We start from the raw sequence: 20,973 nt of genomic DNA, 5'->3' as shown, positions 1-20,973 counted from the left end.
TCTGATCATCTATAATCAACAGTCAAAATAAACTTCATACAAGTCTTTTCTTCTGTCACGCAATTGTGTGACATTGCCTGATTTACGATGGCGCCTTAACAGTTCAAGGTCCACATCTCCCACGACCACGGTTTCTATATTCGGATGGCATTCCCCAACAATTCCGTCTCTCGGAAAAGCAAAATCAGAAGGGGTGAATATTCCTGACTGGGCATACTGGATGTCCATATTTTCCACATGGGTCAAGTTCCCCACAGTACCTGCAATCATTGTGTAGACTTGGTTTTCCACAGCTCTCGCCTGTGCACAATAACGGACTCGCAGATATCCTTGCCGCTCATCTGTACAGAAAGGCGTAAAGATAATATTAGCACCTTTCTCTGTAGCAATTCGGCCAAGCTCTGGAAATTCAATATCATAACAAATCTGAATGGCAATTTTCCCGCAGTCAGTATCAAAGACTTCCACTTTGTCACCGCCATGTATCCCCCAGAACTTCCTTTCATTAGGCGTAATATGAATCTTATATTGCTTCTCAATGGTACCGTCACGCCGGAACAAATAGGCGATGTTATAAATCTTTCCGCCCTCTTCTACAAAGTGAGAGCCTCCGATAATATTAACATTATATTTTATTGCCAGGTCAGTAAATAAATTAATGTAGTCCTCTGTGAAATCTGTTAAGCGGCGAATCGCCCGGCTGGGGCTCTTTTCCTCAATAAATGAGAGCAGCTGGGTCGTAAAAATTTCCGGAAAAACAACAAAATCAGACGCATAACTCGCTCCCACATCTGCGTAATATTCACACTGCTGGGCAAATTCCTCAAAAGAATTAATTTTTTTCATCATATATTGAATCGCGCATATTCTTACCGGAAACGCTGTTTTAAAATGGCGTTTTGTCGTCGGTCTGTAATCTACGTTATTCCATTCCATTAAAGTAGCATACTTCATGGATGCTTCATCATCTACTAAATAGTTCTGGTTAATTCTTTTTAAAGTAAAACCATTCATCACTTGAAAAGTTAGGACAGGGTCAAATATATTATGATGAATCACTTCTTCGACATATTGGCGAGGCGTTAATTCAGATGAATGTTTTCTGTAGTTGGGAATTCTTCCCCCAATAATAATACTTTTAAGGTTTTTTTCTCTTGCCAGCTCTTTTCGTGCTTCATAAAGGCGGCGGCCGATTTTCATACGGCGGTAGTCGGGGTGGACCGCTACCTCAATGCCATATAAATTGTACCCTTCATCATCATGATTCGTAATATAACCTTCATCTGTAATCTCATCCCAGGTATGCTGGTCATCATACTCATCGAAGTTAATAATTAAACTCGAGCACGAGCCGATAATTTCCCCTTCCAGCTCCACGCAAAACTGGCCTTCAGGGAACATCTCCAAATGGCTCATAAGATGGGACCTTTTCCAGGGCTCCATGTTTGGAAAGCATATTTTAGAAAGCTTAACAATATCATCTATATCCTCGTGCCTTATATTTCGTATAATCACTTTTTTTTCAAATTTGGACATATCCAGCGGACTCATAGCGTTCATCCTTTCCCGGTAGCAATCGTGATGAATATCTTTACTTAATCTAATGGATTTAGTGCTAAAAAGCAAACGATTTTACCTGTGTAAAAAAACGTACCAGCATGATGCTGGTACGTTTCTTTCAGAAAGGAACTGATGGTGTTTGTTACCGGCTGCCTTTTTCGTAAGGCTGGTTTAGAGCCTTTGGAGGTTCAGCCTTACCAACAAATCCGGCAAGAGCCAGAATGGTTAAAACATAAGGTAATATAAGCATATATACTTGAGGGACATTTGCTAAACCAGGAATCTGCTGGGCTGAGATACTTAAGGCCTGGGCAAACCCGAAGAATACAGCCGCACCCATAGCTCCAAAAGGATGCCACTTTCCGAATATGAGGGCGGCTAACGCCATAAAACCTTGTCCAACAATCGTTCCCCCGGCAAAGTTACCAGCAGTGGTAATAGCATATACGGCTCCACCCATACCGCCGAACGCTCCACTCAGCATAACTCCGATATAACGCATACGGTTAACTTTAATACCCATCGTGTCTGCTGCCATTGGATGTTCACCTACTGAACGCAGTCGTAGACCGAATGGCGTTTTAAAAACGACATACCATACGAGTATGGCCAGCGCGAAAGCGATATACGTCGTTACATAAATCCTTGAAAAGAACATTGGTCCTATTACAGGAATATCGCTTAAGAAAGGGACATTAATTCTGAAAATCCTTGCTGAAATGGTATCTGTCTGCCCGCGTTCAAACACTTCTCTTACAATAAAGACCGTCAGCCCTACGGCAAGGAAGTTAAGGGCAACACCACTTACAATCTGGTCTGCCCTCAGGGAAATTGAGGCAACAGCGTGAAACAGCGAGAAAATAGAACCGAGTACAATGGCAACCAGGATGCCCATCCACGGAGAGGCGGCGCCAAAACCAAGCGATTCAAAAAATAACGTTCCTACAATCCCTGCGAAAGCTCCCATAACCATAAGCCCTTCAAGACCAATGTTTACTACTCCGGAACGTTCACTGAACAAACCACCCATAGCTGTCAGAAGCAGAGGGGTAGCTGCAATCAGAGCAGCGGGTACAATGGTATAAAGGATTGGTAAAATCATATCCATTTATTTCCCCTCCTTATTGCTTTGCACACGGCTATAGATCCAGCGAATCAAATAGCTTGAAGCTACAAAGAAAATAATTAATGCAATAATAATTTCTACCAGCTCCGGAGCAACTCCAGCTTGGCCCTGCATGTTATTAGCACCTTCTTTAAGTCCGCCAAATAAGAATGCAGACAGGAAAATACCAATTGACGTACTTGATCCTAAAAGAGCAACAGCGATTCCATCAAACCCTAAATTCGTAAAAGATGGGAGGATATTCGCATAATTATATGTTCCAAGACCGACCATAGCCCCTCCAGCTCCTGCAAAAGCGCCCGAGACAGACATGGATAAAATAATATTCATATTCACACTCATCCCGGCATATGAGGAAGCATGCTTGTTATAGCCGACAGATCTGAGTTCGAATCCTTTTTTTGTTTTCCATAAAATAAACCACATGACGACACAGGCGGCAATTGCTATAAGAAATCCCCAGTGAAGCCGTGAAAAATTCGTCAAAGTAGACAAATAGTCAGAAGAAAGTGACGCCGTATCGTTTATGAAGGCCGTTCTTTGACCCGATTCCAACATATAGTTTCGGATAAAATGGTTAACTACATGCATCGCAATATAGTTCATCATAATAGTCACGATTACTTCGTGTACCTGGAAGCGTGCTTTTAAAACACCCGGAACAAACCCCCATAATGCACCAGCCAGTGCACCAGCCAAAATAGCCAGGGGAAGGTGGATAATCATCGGTGCTTCTATAGTAATACCAACCAATACAGATACAAACCACCCGACAATTAACTGTCCTTCAACCCCGATATTCAAAAGGCCTGTCCTGAACGCAAAAGCTACTGCCAAACCTGAAAAAATTAGCGGTGTCATTCGCTGCAGTGTTTCTCCAAAATAATACGTATCCCCAAAGACCCCTTGCACCAGTGCGACATAACCATTTATAGGGTTATTTCCGCTGATCAGCATAATGACCGCTCCAGCAAGGAACCCAAAGCCGATAGCAATTAGAGGGACCACTAATCCGAATAGTTTCCCTTTAAATATGTTGTTCATCATATCGGCTCACCTTCTTCCCGTTTACCTCCGGCCATAAGCAGCCCAAGCTCTTTTTCATCCGTCTTATCTGCATCAACAATAGCTACAATTTCACCTTCATAGATGACGGCAATTCTGTCGCTTACGTTTAATACCTCGTCCAATTCAAGTGAGACGAGCATCACAGCACGGCCTTTATCTCTTTCTTCAATAAGCTTTTTGTGAATGAATTCAATTGCGCCAACATCCAGGCCCCTTGTAGGCTGCGCCGCGATCAGAAGATCCGGTGAACGGTCCACTTCCCTGGCAATAATAGCTTTTTGCTGGTTACCGCCTGATAAAGACCGGGCCAAGGTTTTTTCATTAGGTGTGCGCACATCATATTCCTCAATTAATTTGCGGGCTTTTTCATACATTTTAGGATAATTAAGTACCCCGTTTTTGGTAAATGGCTGCTGATAATAGGTTTGCAGAAGAATGTTTTCACCTACTGTAAACTCCAGAACTAAGCCATGCTTGTGTCTGTCCTGAGGAATGTGCCCTACGCCGGCCTCTGTTACTTTTCGCGGTTTGAATGACGTCACATCCTGCCCTGAAACGTTTATTGTTCCGCTTTTAGCCTGCCTTAAACCTGTTACAGCTTCAATTAATTCTGTCTGTCCATTGCCGTCGACACCGGCCACGCCGACTATCTCACCAGCCCGGATATCGAGGTTCAGGCCGTTAACCACACTTACTCCCCTTGCATCTTCTACGTGGAGGTCTTTTATTGAAAGGACATTATCTTTCGGTTTGGCGGCTCCTTTTTCCACTTCGAAGCTTACCTCGCGTCCTACCATCATTTCAGCCAGGCTGTTTTCAGTGGAGTCTGCTACATTTACCGTCCCTATCCCTTTACCGCGGCGGATAACCGTACACCTGTCACACACTTGCATAATTTCTTTTAATTTGTGTGTGATTAAAATAATAGATTTTCCTTCTTTAATTAAATTTTTCATAATTTGAATAAGTTCTTTTATCTCTTGCGGTGTAAGAGCCGCTGTCGGTTCGTCAAAAATAAGAATATCTGCGCCCCGGTATAATGTTTTAAGAATTTCCACCCGCTGCTGCATTCCGACAGAAATCTCTTCTATCTTTGCCTTTGGGTCCACCCTTAGACCATACTGGTCTGAAATATCAGCTACGTCTTTGGCCGCTTTACGGTGATCGATTGTCCCCTTATTCGTAGGTTCACTGCCAAGTATAATATTTTCAGTAACGGTAAAGTTCTGTACGAGCATAAAATGCTGGTGTACCATACCGATCCCCAAGTTATTCGCAACGTTAGGATCTGTCACGTCCACCTTTTTCCCCCGAACCTTAATTTCGCCTTTTTCAGGCTGATACAAACCGAACAAGACGTTCATCAAGGTTGATTTACCGGCTCCGTTTTCACCTAAAAGAGCATGAATTTCGCCTTGTTTAACTTGCAGTGTAATATTGTCATTGGCAACAATACCCGGGAATTCTTTCCTTATGTTGTTCATTTCAATTACATATTCCAATGTAAACACTCCTATCGGACTTATAAGAAAAGCAGTCTTACCTGTCTTATCAGCAAGCTTCCGCTGTTCAAATATTCTCAACCTTAACTTGAGAGTGTATGAACAAAGGCTAGTACTAGACTAGCCTTCGGTCATTACTTATTTAACTTGTTTTGTTGAAGAGGATTGCTGTTACGGCATCCAATCCAATTTTAATTATTCTTTAAATTAAAGCTCGCCTTCAAACTCCTCGTATTCCTCATCTGTCTGAGGCACTTCAATTTCTCCATCAATGATCATCTGCTGATATTCTTCGACGGCTTCAATTGCTTCATCAGAAACGTTATCGCGGGTTTCAGCGATTCCTACACCTTCATCTTCAAGACCGAATTCAATGATTTCTCCGCCTGGGAAATTGCCGTTCATCGTATCTTCAGATACCTGATACACAGCCTGGTCCACACGCTTAACCATAGAAGTTAAAATAACATTTCCTTCTTCCCATTCACCTTCTGTCAATGCCTGGTCCTGGTCCACTCCAATTGCCCATACGTTTTCTCCACCCTGGGCACGGTCAACTGCTTCTGTGAAAAGGCCATTACCTGTACCGCCGGCCGCATGATAAATAATATCTGCTCCATTGCCGTACATCGTGTCAGCAATTTGCTGTCCGCGGGAGGCATCGTTAAAGTCCTGGGCATACTGGACAGCGATATCAATATCAGAGTCCACATATTTAACACCAGCTTTAAAGCCGTTTTCAAACTTTTTAATTAACGGGCTTTCTACCCCGCCGATAAATCCAACCTGGTTTGTTTCAGTATGCATTGCAGCTACAACCCCTACAAGGAAAGACCCTTCATGCTCTGCGAAAGTCAGGTTAGCAATATTATCAATTGGCTCATCATCTTCGCCGGTTGCCACATCGTCTACAAGAGCGAAGTTTTGATCCGGGCTTTGTTCTGCCACAGTCTTAATATCATCGAGCATGAGAAAACCTATAGCAAATGTAAGGTCAGTTCCTTCACGCGCAAGCCTGTTTAAGTTAGGAGCATAGTCAGAAGCGTCATTCGACTGAATGTAATCCACCTCTACATCAGGATAATCTTCGCCGAATTCAGTCAAACCTGCCCACGCCGATTCATTAAATGAACGGTCATCTACACCGCCGACATCAGTAACCATTTTCGATGAGAAACCTTCTCCGTCTTCCGCAGCTTCATTGTTGCCTTCTGCAGCTTCGTTTTCATTATTGTTTCCCCCGTCATTGACAGGAGTTGTGTCCTCATCGCCTTCTCCGCACGCAGCAAGAAGTGTCCCGGCTGCCAGAACAGAAGACATGAGCATCATGAAACGTTTTTTCATCTGTAAATCCCCCTTGAAATTGTATTTTTTGTCCGCCACCAAATATGTATGTTAGATGATGACAGTTCAACCACTATTATGACATAAAATGAAGAAAAATATAATCTTAAAAACGTTTTCAAAAAGGGATTATATGGTTATTCATTGGTACGATGTCTGACAACTTTAATTGTCAAACTTATCCTTTTATCAACGTTTTTTGATTCGTCATAAATATATCATTATTTTTAGAGATAATAAATAGTTTTTTTGAAGAAATTTATATTTTGTTTTACAATTTAATGAACCGCTTTCATAAATGATTTTTTAACCCTCTTCTTGTCCAAATTATGTTAAGATTACATACAAAGACTTTATCACCAAAATGGGAGGGATGATTTTGAAAGAACTTAGTGTCCTGGTTTGTGATGATACGGAACTTGTGAGGACACAGCTGAGAGAAACACTGGCTTCTATAGGCGTCCAGACCATAATTGAAGCAAAAGACGGATCAGAAGCTGTTTCACTTTGCAGAGAATTAAACCCCGACCTTGTGTTTATGGATATTATTATGCCGAATAAAGATGGTATCGCAGCCTTAAAAGAGATCGTCCAAATCAATCCCGGGATAAAAGTGATTATGACGTCTTCCTGCTCGCAGCAGTCTCATTTACGCAAGGCATTATACCTTGGAGCTTATACGTTTATTCAGAAACCTATAAGTGAAATTGTGATTCGGGATATACTATATAAATATTTAGACGAAAACACTAAAACAACTACAAAAGTTTGATACGGCGTGTCTCACATTACCTGAATGGCTGTGAGACACTTTTTTTAACTGACTTTATGATATTGGCTGATCAAACCGTTCAGCTGCAAAGTGGTAGCCTGCAGATCTTCCGAATTTGCGGCAACTTCTTCCACCTGCTGCTGCTGCTGGTCAATAGTATGTGTAACCTGTTCAATCTTTTCCGTAGCTTCCAAAGCTGTTTGTGTCGTCCTTTCTATAACCTGGCTAATTTCTCCGCTTTGCCTGTTTACTTTAAAAACTGAATCAGTATTATCAGAAACAAGCTTTTCCATTTCTCCTATACGGTCAAATATTTGCTTGAAATAGCTGCCTGTTTCATGTATTTGATTAACTCCCTGTCCTGCCTGAATAGCCCCGTTTGACAAAGCTTTCCCCACTTCTCCAGTATCATGCTGTATTTTATTCACAATGCTTGTGATTTCTCTTACTGCAACAGCTACTTCTTCTGACAATTTACGTATTTCACCGGCAACGACCGAAAATCCTCTCCCATGCTGACCGGCACGCGCTGCTTCAATTGAAGCATTCAACGCCAGTAAGTTAGTCTGCTCGGCAATATCTTTAATGCTCTTCACAAATCTTGAAATTTCCTGAGAGCGTTCACCCAGCACTTTCACCTGATAATTCGACTCATCCACCACATCACGGACGCTTTCTATCTGGTTCACTGAAGCTTCCATTTTTCTGTTGCCTTCCGTAGTTAATTCAGCAATTTCTTTCGCAGACTGATTCATTTTTTCGCTGCTTGCCAGCAGCTGATTGATTTCGTCGGAATTAATATTTACTGATTTAGATATATCTACGAAAGACTGGCTTTGTTCTTCTATGCCGGCGAGTAATGTTTGCATACTTGATTGGACATTCAAACTGTTATCTTTGAGGTGATCAGTAAATTCAGTAAGAAAATCAGTTTTATTTTTAACGTTTGAGGAAGTTTCACTAATATGCCCCATCATTAAAGCAAGACGTTCCCTTAATTCATCCATCGCATGTGAAATCTGCCCTAACTCATCCCTGCTTTCATCATGAAGGTTTTGGATATCCAATTCTCCGGAGGTTATTTTTCTGCTGTAACCGATCATTACGGATAGCCGTTTTTTAATATTCCTGCTTATAAGCAGCAATAACAATACAGCAAGTATTAAAGAAATTAAAAATGAAAACAGCAATAAGCTGGAAGACCAGTAAAGACTCTGGTGTGTTGACTCTGCTGCCTGGGCTCTTTCTTCATCGACCATTTGCCTTAACTGCTGCAAAGAATAAACATTTCTATTTTTAATCGTTTCTCCTCTGTCTTTAATAACGTTAATAAAAACCAGATTGTCTGTATCTCCCGCCACTTCATAAGCTTGACTGAAAAACAGTTCATTAATGTCATCCGCATTTCCTCTCACAAGGTTGATAAGGCTCTGCATTTCCTCTGTATCCAGGTAGGGCTCAATTTCATGCAAAAGCTCTGAAAAAGCTTCACCATTTTCAGCAAACGCTTCTTCTACCCCGGGTTCAGGTATAAAAAGATACTCCAGCAGCAAGGCATACCGCTCTTCAAATAATTGGGCCATATCCGTTAAAATCACTGCGCGTTCACCGCTTCTTTCCATCTCCTCTACATCCTGCTGTACATTATTCAATGCGTAAGCAACGAAAAGAGCAGAAGCTAAAAATAAACCTGCTGTAAAAACAAAAACAATTCCATACTTTCGTGTCAGAGAAAAATGTTTCATCTTTAATTTTCTCATAAGGTCCCCTCTTCTCCCAGATATTGAAATCGTTTTCATTATATCATGGTTCTTTTTGCATGTGTACATTATCCTAATTAACACCATAAAAAAGGAGCATATAAAAGCAGGACTTTTATATACTCTGGCATAATTTGTTTTTATTTTTTTATATCGGGAATGCATATGATAAAAGCAAGATATATATCAACAGAGGAGGGTTCTTCATATGGAGATGAAATTCAGTAAAGATTATTACAAATATAAATGGCACTGTTTTTGGGCCATGTGGTATGAAGCGAAAGGGTATTATTACGGTACCGAAAAATATACCAGTAAGATAACCAGGCATGAGGAAAAAGCCTCGAAGGCTTTAATGGCACACCAAAACCACATTCCAGTTCAAGAGCCGGTTAATAATGAAGAAATTCCGTTTAATTCTGATTCGGCCAATAAAAATAAATCTTTAGAAACAGCAGCTTCATCTGACTGAGTTATCCGATATATATACAGCAATCATAATTGATAATATCCCTGCAGACAGCTTACCTGCTGCCATCGGCACTACCATATGCGGTTCGAGGGCAGCAGTAAAACCTAAATGACCGCCCAATACAAACGCCCCGCTGACAGAAAAAGCAACATTTATTAATTTTCCTTTATTATCTAATTCATGTAACTTTTTATACATAGGAATACTGTGTGCCAATGAAGCAGTGAGCCCTACCCAGGCCATGTCACCTATTCCGCTTCTCTGAATCAGCGGTTTAAAAAACGGAATGGCTTTCTCTTTAAGAAAATGTACGAGTGGAAAAGCACCTGCTAAAGCTAATACAATCAGCCCGATGATTTCCATCGATTCTTTAAAAGGAGTCAGCCCGTTGATCAGCACGCTCCCTGTTAACTCCTGTACTGCTACAACTCCGAGCACAACAGCCGAAAAACCAATAATGCCTTTCCCCAAAAAAATAAAACACTGAATCATTAATTTATCTGCCCATAAAAGTCCGGCAATAATCATTCCTGTAAAGAGGATAATTGGAATTAACTGCTGGAGAATAAACAAAGGAGAAAAACCTGCTATAACCCCAGCTATAAAAGCCCCTGCAGGGACTGGTATAAGCCCTATCATAACCCCTTTTGCCAGAAAAGGGTATTCTTTTTTGCCTACAAGTCCTAAGGCCACGGGTATCGTAAATACAAATGTAGGACCAAGCATTGTAGAAAGAATGATACCGGAGAACAGACCCGCTTCCTCGCTGCCGGCCAGCTCCAAAGCTAAAGGATAGCCTCCCATATCTATGGCCAGCAGCATCCCGGGAAAAACTGCGGGGTCAGCACCCATGAACGAAAAAACCGGTGTAATAACCGGTCTGACTATTTCTGCTATAACCGGGGCCGAGGAAATCATGCCTACCATCACCAGAGCAAGAGGACCCATCGCATGAAACCCTTCATCAAACGCCTTTCCGTATCCTTTTTTGTAACCCGTTGTTTTATCTGCAATTCCAACAAACATAAAAAAGATCAGGGTCCAGATAATTATTGAATTGATCCACATTGTTTTCCCCCGGATATTTAAGTATTAAAAATAAACCACTTATCCGTTTGGAAAAGTGGTCATTTATCAAGTAACAGATTAACGGCCAGCTTTAGAAAAACCGAATACATGTACACCTCTTCCGCCCCTGTCCACCGGATTAATTTCAGCCGTCTTCAAGGTAAAGGGGGAGACGAATTGTAAATTTTGTCCCCAGGCCTTCTGTACTTTCAACTTCTATGTCGCCATCATGATCTTCTATGATCTGGTAAGAAACCATTAGCCCCAGTCCGGTCCCTTTTTCCTTAGTCGTAAAAAAAGGCTCACCAACACGGGACAGCATAGATTCAGGAATCCCGCATCCTTCGTCAATAATCTCTACCACCGCGAATGCCTTCTCTTTTTTCAGGCAGACCGTTATTTTACCACTGTCCATTGCCTCAATAGCATTTTTAATAAAATTCATAAAAACCTGCTTAATCTGGTTACTGATACAGCGGATTCTCAGATCTTCCGTCTCTTCTTCTATATAAATATAAATATTTTTAATAATCGCCTGAGTATTCAGCAGTGTAACAATATGGTCAAGCAGCGAGTTTAATGAGCAGACTGCTTTGGCTGAAATCTGGGGTTTAGATAAGATAAGAAGCTCATTCAAAATTTGTTCTATACGGGCAAATTCGGAATTCATAATATCGAAATACTCCTGTTTGCCCTCCCCGCTCATCTGGATTAATTGTAGAAACCCTTTCAGTGATGTCAGCGGGTTGCGTATTTCATGGGCAATTCCTGCAGCCAGCTGGCCAACGGCAGATAATTTTTCTGACTGGTAAAGCAGTTCTTCCGATTTCTTCTTTTCTGTCACATCCCTGAATGTAAACACTGTCCCGACCACTTTTTCGCCCATCACCATAGGCGTCATCACGTATTCTATAATTAAAGGCTTTCCGTCTTTCCTGAAAATAGATACATCGTTTTTACGGACTACCGTCTCTGTAGACAAATCGCTGACATCCGGGCATATATCTCTTAACATCACATTTTTTTCTTTGTTAAAAAGCCGGCCAAGCGTATATTCATCCAACTCTTCCTTTGAATAACCTGTCATTTCAGCTGCTGCCTGATTCCACATAATGACGTTAAACTCATTATCAAAGCTTGCGATCCCTTCTTTAACCGATTCCAGTATCAATTCATTTGTTTTGAAAACTTCCCGGTATTTCTCCAAGCTTTCCCGTTCTGACGTTATATTTTTAATAATGCCGTAGACACCGATAATATTTGACTGAACAATAATTGGCAAAGCTGTAATTAAAAGATGGAATGGTTTAGTAACATTCCCCGAAAAATTGACTTCCGCCGCTTGAGGTTTCCCGTTAATTGCATAGTTAAACAGGCTTTTTAGAATATGTTTCTTACTTTGCGGAACAAACTCTAAATAATTGCTTCCAAGCAATAGTTTCTCATTTATTGGAAATAATTTTTGAAACGCAGAATTCACCGCAAGCATATTACCATCCATATCAACTGAGCATACAGCGTCAGGGTGCTTTTGAAAGAGGGTCCGATAGCTTTCTTCCACCACTTCCATCGCTAAATGTTTTTGAGTAATATCCTGAAAGACAATTAACAGCCCTCCTTGTTTCGGATAGGCCTTAACATGGAACCACGTATCATTAGCTGAGTAGTACTCATCAAACTCTACCGGCGTCTCGTTCATAAGGGAATGGTAAAAAGCTTCATAAAAGAACGTACGGACGAGTCCTGGAAACTCCTCCCATATATTTTTTCCAAGCAGATAATTTCTGTCTTTTCCAAGGTACTTTTTTGCTGATTTGTTTATGTATTGAATTTCCCAGCGGGAATTAATATACATAACTCCATCAGACAGAAGATCCATCGTACTTGCAAAAGAAGATACGACCCCTTCCCGGTCTTCTTCTTGTCCTATAAGCGAGAGAATATCATTTTGCAATATATGATGTTTATCAGCTTTCATGCTTGTCACCCCTATGGTCCATATGAAAAACGTGACTTATCTTAAAGTTTATTGCCGAAAAATTTTGCTGAGCGCACATAAATTTTGAATGAATGGAAAATTATACTTTCCGATAAGTACAAAAAGAGTCAATGTAATCCTATCTTACCAAAAAATTATAATTAATTTTGAATTTTTTTAAATTTTTACAGATTATTTCTCGGTTTATCTCCGCAAAATCCGAGAAAAAACACGGTTTTTCGATAAAAACCGTGTCAAAATTTGCTAATCTATATTCCAGCTGATCGTTGAAGGCGTTTAGCAATTTCCTGAAACATATCTTCCGTAATTCCAGGCGCAAATTCCTCAGGTATCTCTTCAAGGTCAGGGACAGGGCCTCCTTGAGGGGTTCCCTGTATCACTTCCAGCTGACCGCCGTCTGGATGTACGCCTTTCCATATTTGGCCTATCTGCTTATAATCTTCCGCACTGAATGTATATAATTTTCTCTGTGAACCTTCCGCCTCAAACTTCCTCGCAGTTTCAAACTTACTGTTATCCAAATTGGGAATCGGCAGCATTTTTTTAACATCCACCCCTGTTATTACTTCGAGCGCCTTTGCATAAGCCAGAATATGGACGCCGCCCCTTACAAGCAGGTATCCGACCATCTCACGGGCGACAGGATTATCCGTCATGGAATAAACTCTCATTTTATGAGTACGAGCTCCGCATTCGAGAAAGAAATTGTGAAGTAAATCGAGGACGAGGTTACCACTGCTGAAGACGTTATCTCCCGTCCATGGCCTTCCCATTGAGTCGCCGGGCAGGGATGTTTGGGCAGTTTGAATAAAGTGGTAAGAATTCCGTTTGTCTTTAGCATTTTGCATCGGGGTAATATCAGGGTCTCCTGGAAAAGTAGTTCCGCTAATCATAAGATTGATTGTATTAGACACTAACTCCACGTGGCCCAATTCTTCAGCTGTAATACTGGCAATCAATTCATAAAACGGCCGGAATTTCTTCTTTTGCCTGAAATTAAATGATTGGAACATATAGTTGTTTAACGTAGACATTTCGCCATATTTTCCACCAAGCAATTCCTGTACAGCCGCTGCTCCATTTGCATCCGGGCTTTTAGGCATAGGCAGTTCAATTTGAAGCTTGTTAATACGCGTAAACATGTAACCCCTCCTGCCAGTTTAAGTGTGGGTCTGATTTCACTGCATATAATTTATATGCTCATCTGACTTGGCCCATAACAAAAACGTGGCGCAGGGAAAACAGAATTAAAGCTTATCAGCGGGCTTATCCAGGACAACAGGAATTTCATCAGTCAGACGCATGCCTCGCGGAGATACGTCACAGCGGCAGGCAGCTGTCAGTACTCCTGCACTGTCGGCTTTTCTCATAGCCCGGGAAAAAGCCGGGTCGATCCAGTCAGCCGGTTTTAATTCCTTTATATCACTTCGTTGTGCCACAAAAAGTAATGCTGCATGCCAGCCTTTTTCCTCGTTTATATCAATTAATTCAAGCACGTGTTTTGTCCCCCTGGCAGTAACTGCATCAGGAAAATAGCCCGTTTGATTGTTATCTGTCAAGGTGACGCCTTTTACTTCCACCACCATTTTTTCCCCGCTGTCGGTTTCAAGCAAATGATCCCACCTTGATTTCCCTTTTGTAAATTCTGATCGTACATAATTCCACTTCTCGAAACTCGGGAGGAGATTATTTTTCAGCGCAAGACCCGAAAGCCTGTTAGGAACAGTGGAATTAAGAGATACCCACCCTTTTCCATCAGGCCTTTTAACACAGACAGCTGAATACGCCGTTTTTCTTTCAGGGTTGTTATTTGGCAATAAATAAATTTCTGCTCCCGGCTTAAGTAGTTCGGTCAACCTTCCTGAATCAGGCAGATGCGCTTCTATTTCGGTGCCTTTACTGGCAAGTATGCACTTAATTATAAAACGGTTCGGCCGCTCCGCAAAATATGAAAGTGTCATTGAAGGTGAAAAATCGAACGAGGCAAGTGACATGATCATCCTCCTTCTCTACTCTCTGACTTCAATCACAATAGAAGTGGTATAAGTATGGTTCTCCGGCACTTCCTCTACCGTAACAGCAAAGTCCGTTCTTAGTTCTATTTCGTACTCTCCCGGCGGGAAACCGGTCTCATTCATAAATGCCTGATAAAAATCGGCATGTTCATCGTCCAGGCTGTAAGCGATCCGTTTAATATACTCTTCTTCATACCACTGCTTCTGCTCCAGAGTACTCGTTTGCTCAATCTCTTTTAATGGATAAGGAAGTTCGGCCCCCCTGTTTATTTCAATCATTTCAAAATTAAACGGGCTTTCCTGATGGATGATTTCCAATTCTTCAGCTTCTCCGATATACTTCAGTTTACCTTTTAGTTGAACTTCTTCTTCCGGATCATAAATTGCCTTTTCTGACACAAGCCTAAGCATAAAATCTCCTGCATCGGTTTCAGAAACAACCGGCTGATTTCCTTCTTCTTCACCTTCGTTTTCCTCTGGTTCATTGTTTTCGGGCACGCTGTTTTCTTCTTCAGCCACATTATCATCAGTTATATCCTGTTCTGTTTCGGTTGGCTCATTACCGCCATTGCAAGCGGCAGCGATCACCATTCCAAGTATGACTAGCCACAATAGCTGCTTTTTCATATCCCGTCTCCTTTCATACATTCAAGCTGCCTTTAAGTTCCATTGTACTCAAACCCCATTTTTAATGTCTATATGCCTATTATCTTTTTCTTTCTTTTCCCTAATTATCAGCATTCCAGTCCCGCTAACAGAGGGTATAGAGGTGGAAGTCTGCCGTATAAATATGGAACTCTACCGTATAATCGGGCAACTATACCGTATAATCGGGGAACTCTACCGTATAAGCGGGCTACTCTACCGTATAAACGCAGAACTCTACCGTATAATCGGGCAACTATACCGTATAAACCATCCACTCTACCGTATAACAAATCCCGACGTTATCCGACAAAAAATCCGGGGTCAGACCCCCCAGAAATTACCACTAAAAAAACCTTTACCCGTACACTTCACGGGCAGAGGTTTTTTAATTCAGGACGGGGATAAGGCCTGCTATTATTATGAGGACTGTCAAAGTTAACACGATGCCTGCCAGATAATAAGCAGGTTTTTTTAATGAGCTGTTGTCAGGTATTTTGCTTATGAAAACAAAAATCAACAGGAAAGTCATTATTATAAAGATAAGCGGCTGTATAACATCCATGTGTATTCTCTCCTTATGTTAACGTGCTTATCTCTATTTTCCCGCTTTATATACCTTGCAAAACACTTTACTCTTTTAACTTAACAGCCGTGCCATAGACCATCACTTCAGAGGATCCGGACATGATGGAAGAAGACGTATACCGGACATTTACGATAGCGTCTGCACCAAGATTCTCTGCCTGTGAAATCATCTCTTTTTCAGCAATATCCCTTGCTTCATTAAACATTTCTTCATACTCTTTCATCTTTCCGCCAACCAGCCCTCTCAGGCCGCCTACGATGTCTTTTCCAATATGCTTAGCTTGAACGGTGTTGCCTGATACGATTCCCAGATGCTTTTCAATTTCCATACCCGCTAAATTTTCAGTATTTACCACTATCATATCCATTCCTCCCCGGAACATTTGATACTTCTAATACGCGGGACACACTTATAAGGTTTCTTTTTGGTCAGCGGTTTCTTTCATATAAGTAATAATTTGCGGATCGATCAAATGGTCATCTCTCCAGCGCTCTTCGAAATTTTCCTGCATGTAATAGGTTTTCAGCTGTTTTTTTACATGGTCAGTATAAGTGTCCTCGACACTTTCCAGTAAACCGTTGCTGACAAGCAGCTGCTGGACTTCTTTAAGCACGTTGCCTTCAAGCGGAAGGAGATCTTCTTCCGCCGGCTGTGAAAAATACAGCTTATGAAGCTCATAAAGCCTTCTCAGCTCTTTAATAGGTTCTTTATGATCATCTACTCTTAAATCGTACTTACGGTCATTATAGCCGCCGTATCCGCCTTTATCCTGGACGATGAACAGGGCAGCAGATTGTTTTCCTCTTGAATCACCGCCTGCAGCCTGCGCTTTATCCAATGCTTCTACAAGCCGTTCAGCAAGGGTGCCTGGAGCACTTTCAAACGTTTCAACCAATTGCTGGACAGTATCTTCACTAACTAGTATATTCCCTTGTGCTGTACAGTATGTACCTGCCTGATGGCCGGCCCAGTGGTAGCAGTTTTCTCCTGTAAAAGCGGCTGTCTCACCTTTACTGTTCATAACTGCGAACTGTCTCAATTCGCGGTCAGGATCTCCTTTAATAAGTTCTTCTATTATTTCTTCGGGCGCAAGGTCTTTTTTCAGCAAAGCCAGTCCTTCAGGTCCAAAAGCCGTATTTGCAAAAGACTGAGTAGCCACTGCCCCGACACCTGCCTCTGCCCATGGAACAACTGCTCCCACACCAAGAAATTTGGACTGGACTGCTACCCCCCATTCTTTTGTCTCTGGATCGAACCCTATAATTGAAAAAGTCGCTACTTTCGGCCAGTTTTTTATCATATCTCTTCCACCTGCTTTCTCTTTTTTTCTATCATAATCTTCAGAAAATGAAAACGTCAATTAAAAGTATTATTTAATCAGGTTTAACGCCCATTACGGTTGGGAATTAGTGGATAGTGAAAGGAGAGATTCGGATGAAAGTATTAATTATTGGAGCAAATGGACAAGTAGGCAGACATGCCGTTAGAATGGTAGGATTAAGCACGATTCATGAAGCAAGAGCGATGATTCGTGATGAGGATCAGCGCCAGGCTATGGAAGAATTGGGAGCTGAGGAAATTGTCATCGGGAACCTGGAAGAAGATTTCAGCCACGCATTTGAGAATACAGATGCGGTTATCTTCGCTGCCGGCTCCGGCCCTCACACGGGTAAGGACAAAACAGTAGATGTAGATAAACTGGGAGCTATCAAGTCGATTGAAGAGGCCGAAAAAGCTGGTGTCCAAAGGTATATTATGATCAGCGCACTTGGTGCGGATCACCCTGAAGAAGGACCGGAAGAACTTGAGCATTATATGCAAGCGAAAAAAGATGCCGATGACAAACTGCGAAACAGTTCTCTGAACTACACTATTTTGCGCCCGGGGAAACTGGTGAACGAACCGGCCCGCGGTAAAATAACTGCAAAAACATCTCTTGATAACACAGATTCAGATATTCCAAGAGAAGATGTGGCAGCTGTAGCTTCCGCCTCTCTTACCATTGAAGAAACAAACCACAGCGTCATCGAGATACTCAGCGGTGATGAAGCCATTGGAACAGCACTTAAATCATTCAAATAAAAGATAAAGGGAACGCCTCAACCGGCGTTCCCTTTACTTCTCTCCAACATTCCTCTTTTTTCCAAATTGCACCCTTAAAGGATTGCTATTATAATAAATTTACAAGTAAGATTCAGAGGGGGATTTTGATGGTAGCATTAAAGCTTAAAGAAATGTCTAAACAGGAACGAATAAATATAATTATAGTTTTCGCTCTCCTAGGTGCAGCCGTTGCAGTTGGCATTTTTGTCGGCACAAACGAAGAATGGATTGCATCAAGGAATTTTACAGCAGGCTACATGGCAGGCTCTCTGCTCGCCGCGGTGGTGCTGTTCAGCATTTACCGCTCAATTGCTTTTATCTTTGAAAAAATGGGCGGCGGCCACAAGGAATAATAAATGATTTTCAAATAGGACTTTTTCAAGTCCTTTTTTTTATTTCTCAGCGCGGCTTAACACTTAGTAATTCACTCCAAGTCACAGGGCCGGCAATGCCGTCCTGCAGGATTTTCCTGCTTTTTTGAAAGTTCCGGACGGCCTGTTCTGTCTCATTTCCAAAGATCCCGTCAATCCCGTAACCCGGTAATGGAAAGCCTGCGTGTATCAGTTTTTTCTGAAGCAAAGTGACGGCAGGCCCTCTCATTCCCTTTCGTAAAACAGGCGGTAATGCACCCTGCTCTCCTTTTTGTAAAACAGCCTTTGAAAGTTCCATTCGAAACTCTTTCATATTAATTGAAGGACAAACAGTTTGCTGTTGTGGATGCTCGCGGTGGCCAAGGACCGCTGAAGAAGGAATCCGGTAATAACTGCAGAGCGCAGCCGATAAATCTAATAAACTTTTCCTCTGAGGGTCTGTGAAATCCCCTTCTCCTACTAAACAAATCCCTATATTCCCTCTGTTTCGCCCTTTCGTGTGGTAACTTATAACATTCAGGTTATGACACCACTGGATGACACCTTTCCCTGTGAGAACAAAATGGTAGCCTGCTCCCGGCCAGCCATGATGGTTCACATGGTATTTTGCAAATGAAAAAGCATCTCCCGTTTTTGTCCCGCTATGATGAATGGTTAAGTATTGCGGAACTGCCTCTTTGCTTTTTAAATATGTTTTATTCCGGTGGACCGGCAGTTTGCTGCGCAGGTCCTCTAAACGGCTGGTCAGTCCGTTCATCCACATACTGATCAACTCCTTGTCCTTTACTTAATAAGTACATTTCATTCATTAAGTAAGAGGATGCCGCCGGAGACTTTTGCTTGGAAATTATCCTTAGGTTAGTAAAAGAGCTCTTTGTTAGAGGCGCCAACGTTGCAGGAACAGCACCAAAGAAAAAACGCAGGGCCGGAAAGCCCTGCGTGGCATCTTTTCAAATTAACCTATAAAATGAAGCAGAATAGCTGCCGCTGCAACGAGTACACCGGAGATGATGGAGAAGACAAGCGTTGGTTTAAACACTTCTGAATCTTTCCCTTTCAGTCCGGCGGTACTTGTCCCTAAAATAACGTTAGCAGGTGAAATAGCATTACCAATTGCACCCCCGGCAGACTGGGCAGCAATAACGTGAGGTAAACTCAATCCATCCATCGACTGTACGACTGACCCGTGCAATGGGGAAAACAGCACATTTGATGATGTGTTGGATGACGTCATAAATGACCCGATCACCCCTATGATTGTAGCGAGTCCAACATATACAGGCGGCGGTGAGACTTCTGCTATCCCCAGCGCTAAAACGGTTGTCTGTCCGGAACTTTCCATAATCTCTGTCATAGTCAAGAAACCGGAAATAGCCAGGGAGGCCCCGACAGCATTATCTTTTAAACCTTTAAAAATTGTTTTCTTTGAATCACTTTCGTATAAATTTAACTTGCGGTACCATATATACGCAAAAGCTGCTGAGATAAGCAAATATAAGCCAGGGTGGGTCAGCGGAGCAATTGGTGAATAAGATTCCTCTGCTTCAACCTCATGGCCGTACCCTGTTTCTACTGCAGGGAATGACGGGCCGACTTCCAGCTGTTCAAGTGTATCATGTATAAATGGTATGCCCAGCATAACGATTGAGAGGACGGTAAGAACATAGTATGGCATAAATGCCTTATGCAAGGAGATATTGGGAGTTTCCACTCCTTCTTCCTTATCTTCGCTGTCCTCAAGAATGTCCGTTTCATCTTCAAGCTCTGTTTTCTCTTTGTATGCTTTTCTTCGTGCAAGAAGATATAACGCTCCTAAAGCTAAAGTGGCAGGGATAAAATTACTAAGTGTCGCATTCACCTGTGTTAAAGCTAACTGGCCTCCCCCGTGAATAAGGGAAATAATGATAACTGCAACAAATCCTTGTTTTACACCTTTCCAGCGGGCGAACAGCCAGCAGATCATTAAGCCTCCCACTATATTTGGAATCCACAGGAGAATACCTGTATACAGCAATGTCAGTGCCTGCTCCTGTATTTCAACAGCATTCACTGTGGCAATCCATCCTACTGCCAGTGTACCGAACATGTTTGCCCAGGCGTGGCCAATTAACGGTATGACAACTGCGGTCACCGGTTTAACCCCGATCCCAATAAGCAGCGGGGCGACTACCGCAATCGGGGCTCCAAAGCCTGCGATGCCTTGTAAAAACGAGGCGAAAACCCACCCAAAAGCGAGTATTAAAAACAGGTAATTTTGGCTGTGTTCCTGAATACCTTCCCGTATCGCTTCAAAAGCTCCCGACTCTTTCGTAGTCTGATAGAGAAGCAGAGCCGGCCATACGACCAGCAGGATAAAAAAGGCTTCCCACAATCCTTTTCCAAAGCCGACTGCTATATTATCAATCGGGGCCTGGAAGAGTATAAAAGCTATGACGGTAGCCGTAGCCATGGCAATCCAGCCGGAAACCGGGCCTGACCACTTTACTACGACAAGCAAGATAAGTAAGAGGGCCAATGGCAAAATTGCCACTGACCAGTGCAATAAATCAACTGGTAAGTTACTATCCATTGAAACTGTC

General features: G+C 42.1%; 20 protein-coding genes. 4 read left to right on the top strand and 16 right to left on the bottom strand.

Translation table 11 applies throughout. The features are described from left to right. Positions 1-15: 15 nt before the first annotated feature. The 5 genes from K8O68_RS14435 to K8O68_RS14415 all read right to left on the bottom strand — a co-directional run bounded on the left by K8O68_RS14435 (position 16) and on the right by K8O68_RS14415 (position 6,600). Positions 16-1,551, bottom strand: coding sequence for a GNAT family N-acetyltransferase (locus K8O68_RS14435; RefSeq protein WP_230897562.1), 1,536 nt, complete (start codon positions 1,549-1,551; stop codon positions 16-18). A gap of 151 nt (positions 1,552-1,702) precedes the next feature. Next, complete coding sequence (locus K8O68_RS14430) at positions 1,703-2,668, bottom strand: ABC transporter permease (RefSeq protein ID WP_230897561.1); 966 nt, start codon at positions 2,666-2,668, stop codon at positions 1,703-1,705. Further along, positions 2,669-3,733 carry an ABC transporter permease gene (locus tag K8O68_RS14425; RefSeq protein WP_230897560.1) on the bottom strand — a complete coding sequence of 355 codons (1,065 nt, stop codon included), beginning with the start codon at positions 3,731-3,733 and terminating at the stop codon, positions 2,669-2,671. It lies immediately after the preceding gene. Then, positions 3,730-5,256 (bottom strand): ABC transporter ATP-binding protein, encoded by a 1,527-nt coding sequence (locus tag K8O68_RS14420; protein ID WP_230897559.1) that lies wholly within the window; start codon positions 5,254-5,256, stop codon positions 3,730-3,732. Before K8O68_RS14420 ends, K8O68_RS14425 begins: the two co-directional genes overlap by 4 nt. 207 nt (positions 5,257-5,463) lie before the next feature. Continuing rightward, positions 5,464-6,600, bottom strand: a complete 1,137-nt coding sequence (locus K8O68_RS14415; RefSeq protein ID WP_230897558.1) for a BMP family lipoprotein — start codon at positions 6,598-6,600, stop codon at positions 5,464-5,466. 379 nt (positions 6,601-6,979) lie between these two features. On the opposite strand from K8O68_RS14415, the gene K8O68_RS14410 reads away from it, so the two are divergent. Continuing rightward, complete coding sequence (locus tag K8O68_RS14410; RefSeq protein ID WP_370640533.1) at positions 6,980-7,372, top strand: response regulator; 393 nt, start codon at positions 6,980-6,982, stop codon at positions 7,370-7,372. Positions 7,373-7,416: 44 nt separating this feature from the next. Here the strand turns inward: K8O68_RS14410 and K8O68_RS14405 are convergent, their stop codons facing one another. Next, complete coding sequence (locus K8O68_RS14405) at positions 7,417-9,132, bottom strand: methyl-accepting chemotaxis protein (RefSeq protein ID WP_230897556.1); 1,716 nt, start codon at positions 9,130-9,132, stop codon at positions 7,417-7,419. A 208-nt stretch (positions 9,133-9,340) separates the two neighbouring features. Here K8O68_RS14405 and K8O68_RS14400 point away from each other — a divergent pair, with 208 nt between their 5' ends. Continuing rightward, entirely contained in the window at positions 9,341-9,604 is a 264-nt protein-coding gene (locus K8O68_RS14400) for a hypothetical protein (protein WP_230897555.1), read from the top strand. Here K8O68_RS14400 and K8O68_RS14395 read toward each other — a convergent pair. The 8 genes from K8O68_RS14395 to K8O68_RS14360 all read right to left on the bottom strand — a co-directional run bounded on the left by K8O68_RS14395 (position 9,593) and on the right by K8O68_RS14360 (position 17,220). Then, positions 9,593-10,672, bottom strand: a complete 1,080-nt coding sequence (locus K8O68_RS14395) for an ethanolamine utilization protein EutH (RefSeq protein ID WP_230897554.1) — start codon at positions 10,670-10,672, stop codon at positions 9,593-9,595. The two genes, K8O68_RS14400 and K8O68_RS14395, sit on opposite strands and share 12 nt — an antisense overlap. Before the next feature lie 145 nt (positions 10,673-10,817). After that, a complete protein-coding gene (locus K8O68_RS14390) occupies positions 10,818-12,650 on the bottom strand; it encodes a PAS domain-containing protein (RefSeq protein WP_230897553.1) in 1,833 nt (610 codons plus the stop codon). Positions 12,651-12,919: 269 nt separating this feature from the next. Continuing rightward, positions 12,920-13,813: a manganese catalase family protein gene (locus tag K8O68_RS14385; RefSeq protein WP_230897552.1), complete on the bottom strand. Its 894-nt coding sequence runs from the start codon at positions 13,811-13,813 to the stop codon at positions 12,920-12,922. A gap of 105 nt (positions 13,814-13,918) precedes the next feature. Beyond that, a complete protein-coding gene (gene sfsA / locus K8O68_RS14380) occupies positions 13,919-14,665 on the bottom strand; it encodes a DNA/RNA nuclease SfsA (protein WP_230897551.1) in 747 nt (248 codons plus the stop codon). A gap of 15 nt (positions 14,666-14,680) precedes the next feature. After that, positions 14,681-15,313 carry a hypothetical protein gene (locus K8O68_RS14375; protein ID WP_230897550.1) on the bottom strand — a complete coding sequence of 211 codons (633 nt, stop codon included), beginning with the start codon at positions 15,311-15,313 and terminating at the stop codon, positions 14,681-14,683. A gap of 406 nt (positions 15,314-15,719) precedes the next feature. Beyond that, positions 15,720-15,896 (bottom strand): hypothetical protein, encoded by a 177-nt coding sequence (locus K8O68_RS14370; RefSeq protein WP_230897549.1) that lies wholly within the window; start codon positions 15,894-15,896, stop codon positions 15,720-15,722. A 67-nt stretch (positions 15,897-15,963) separates the two neighbouring features. Then, positions 15,964-16,281, bottom strand: coding sequence for a YbjQ family protein (locus K8O68_RS14365; protein ID WP_230897548.1), 318 nt, complete (start codon positions 16,279-16,281; stop codon positions 15,964-15,966). A 48-nt stretch (positions 16,282-16,329) separates the two neighbouring features. Beyond that, the gene (locus K8O68_RS14360) at positions 16,330-17,220 is read right to left on the bottom strand and encodes a DUF1028 domain-containing protein (protein WP_230897547.1); all 891 of its coding nucleotides are present in this window, start codon (positions 17,218-17,220) and stop codon (positions 16,330-16,332) included. A 134-nt stretch (positions 17,221-17,354) separates the two neighbouring features. Here K8O68_RS14360 and K8O68_RS14355 point away from each other — a divergent pair, with 134 nt between their 5' ends. Further along, a complete protein-coding gene (locus K8O68_RS14355; protein ID WP_230897546.1) occupies positions 17,355-18,002 on the top strand; it encodes an SDR family oxidoreductase in 648 nt (215 codons plus the stop codon). Positions 18,003-18,130: 128 nt separating this feature from the next. Continuing rightward, on the top strand, positions 18,131-18,376 hold the full coding sequence (locus K8O68_RS14350) for a hypothetical protein (RefSeq protein ID WP_230897545.1): 246 nt from the start codon (positions 18,131-18,133) through the stop codon (positions 18,374-18,376). A gap of 46 nt (positions 18,377-18,422) precedes the next feature. Here the strand turns inward: K8O68_RS14350 and K8O68_RS14345 are convergent, their stop codons facing one another. Further along, positions 18,423-19,157, bottom strand: coding sequence for a peptidoglycan recognition protein family protein (locus K8O68_RS14345; protein ID WP_230897544.1), 735 nt, complete (start codon positions 19,155-19,157; stop codon positions 18,423-18,425). A gap of 192 nt (positions 19,158-19,349) precedes the next feature. Next, positions 19,350-20,963 carry an L-lactate permease gene (locus K8O68_RS14340; RefSeq protein ID WP_230897543.1) on the bottom strand — a complete coding sequence of 538 codons (1,614 nt, stop codon included), beginning with the start codon at positions 20,961-20,963 and terminating at the stop codon, positions 19,350-19,352. Positions 20,964-20,973: the final 10 nt, after the last annotated feature.

This window comes from Salipaludibacillus sp. CUR1 (assembly GCF_021028955.1).
Classification (GTDB): Bacteria; Bacillota; Bacilli; order Bacillales; family Salisediminibacteriaceae; genus Salipaludibacillus.
This window is presented reverse-complemented; position numbering and strand designations above follow the sequence as displayed.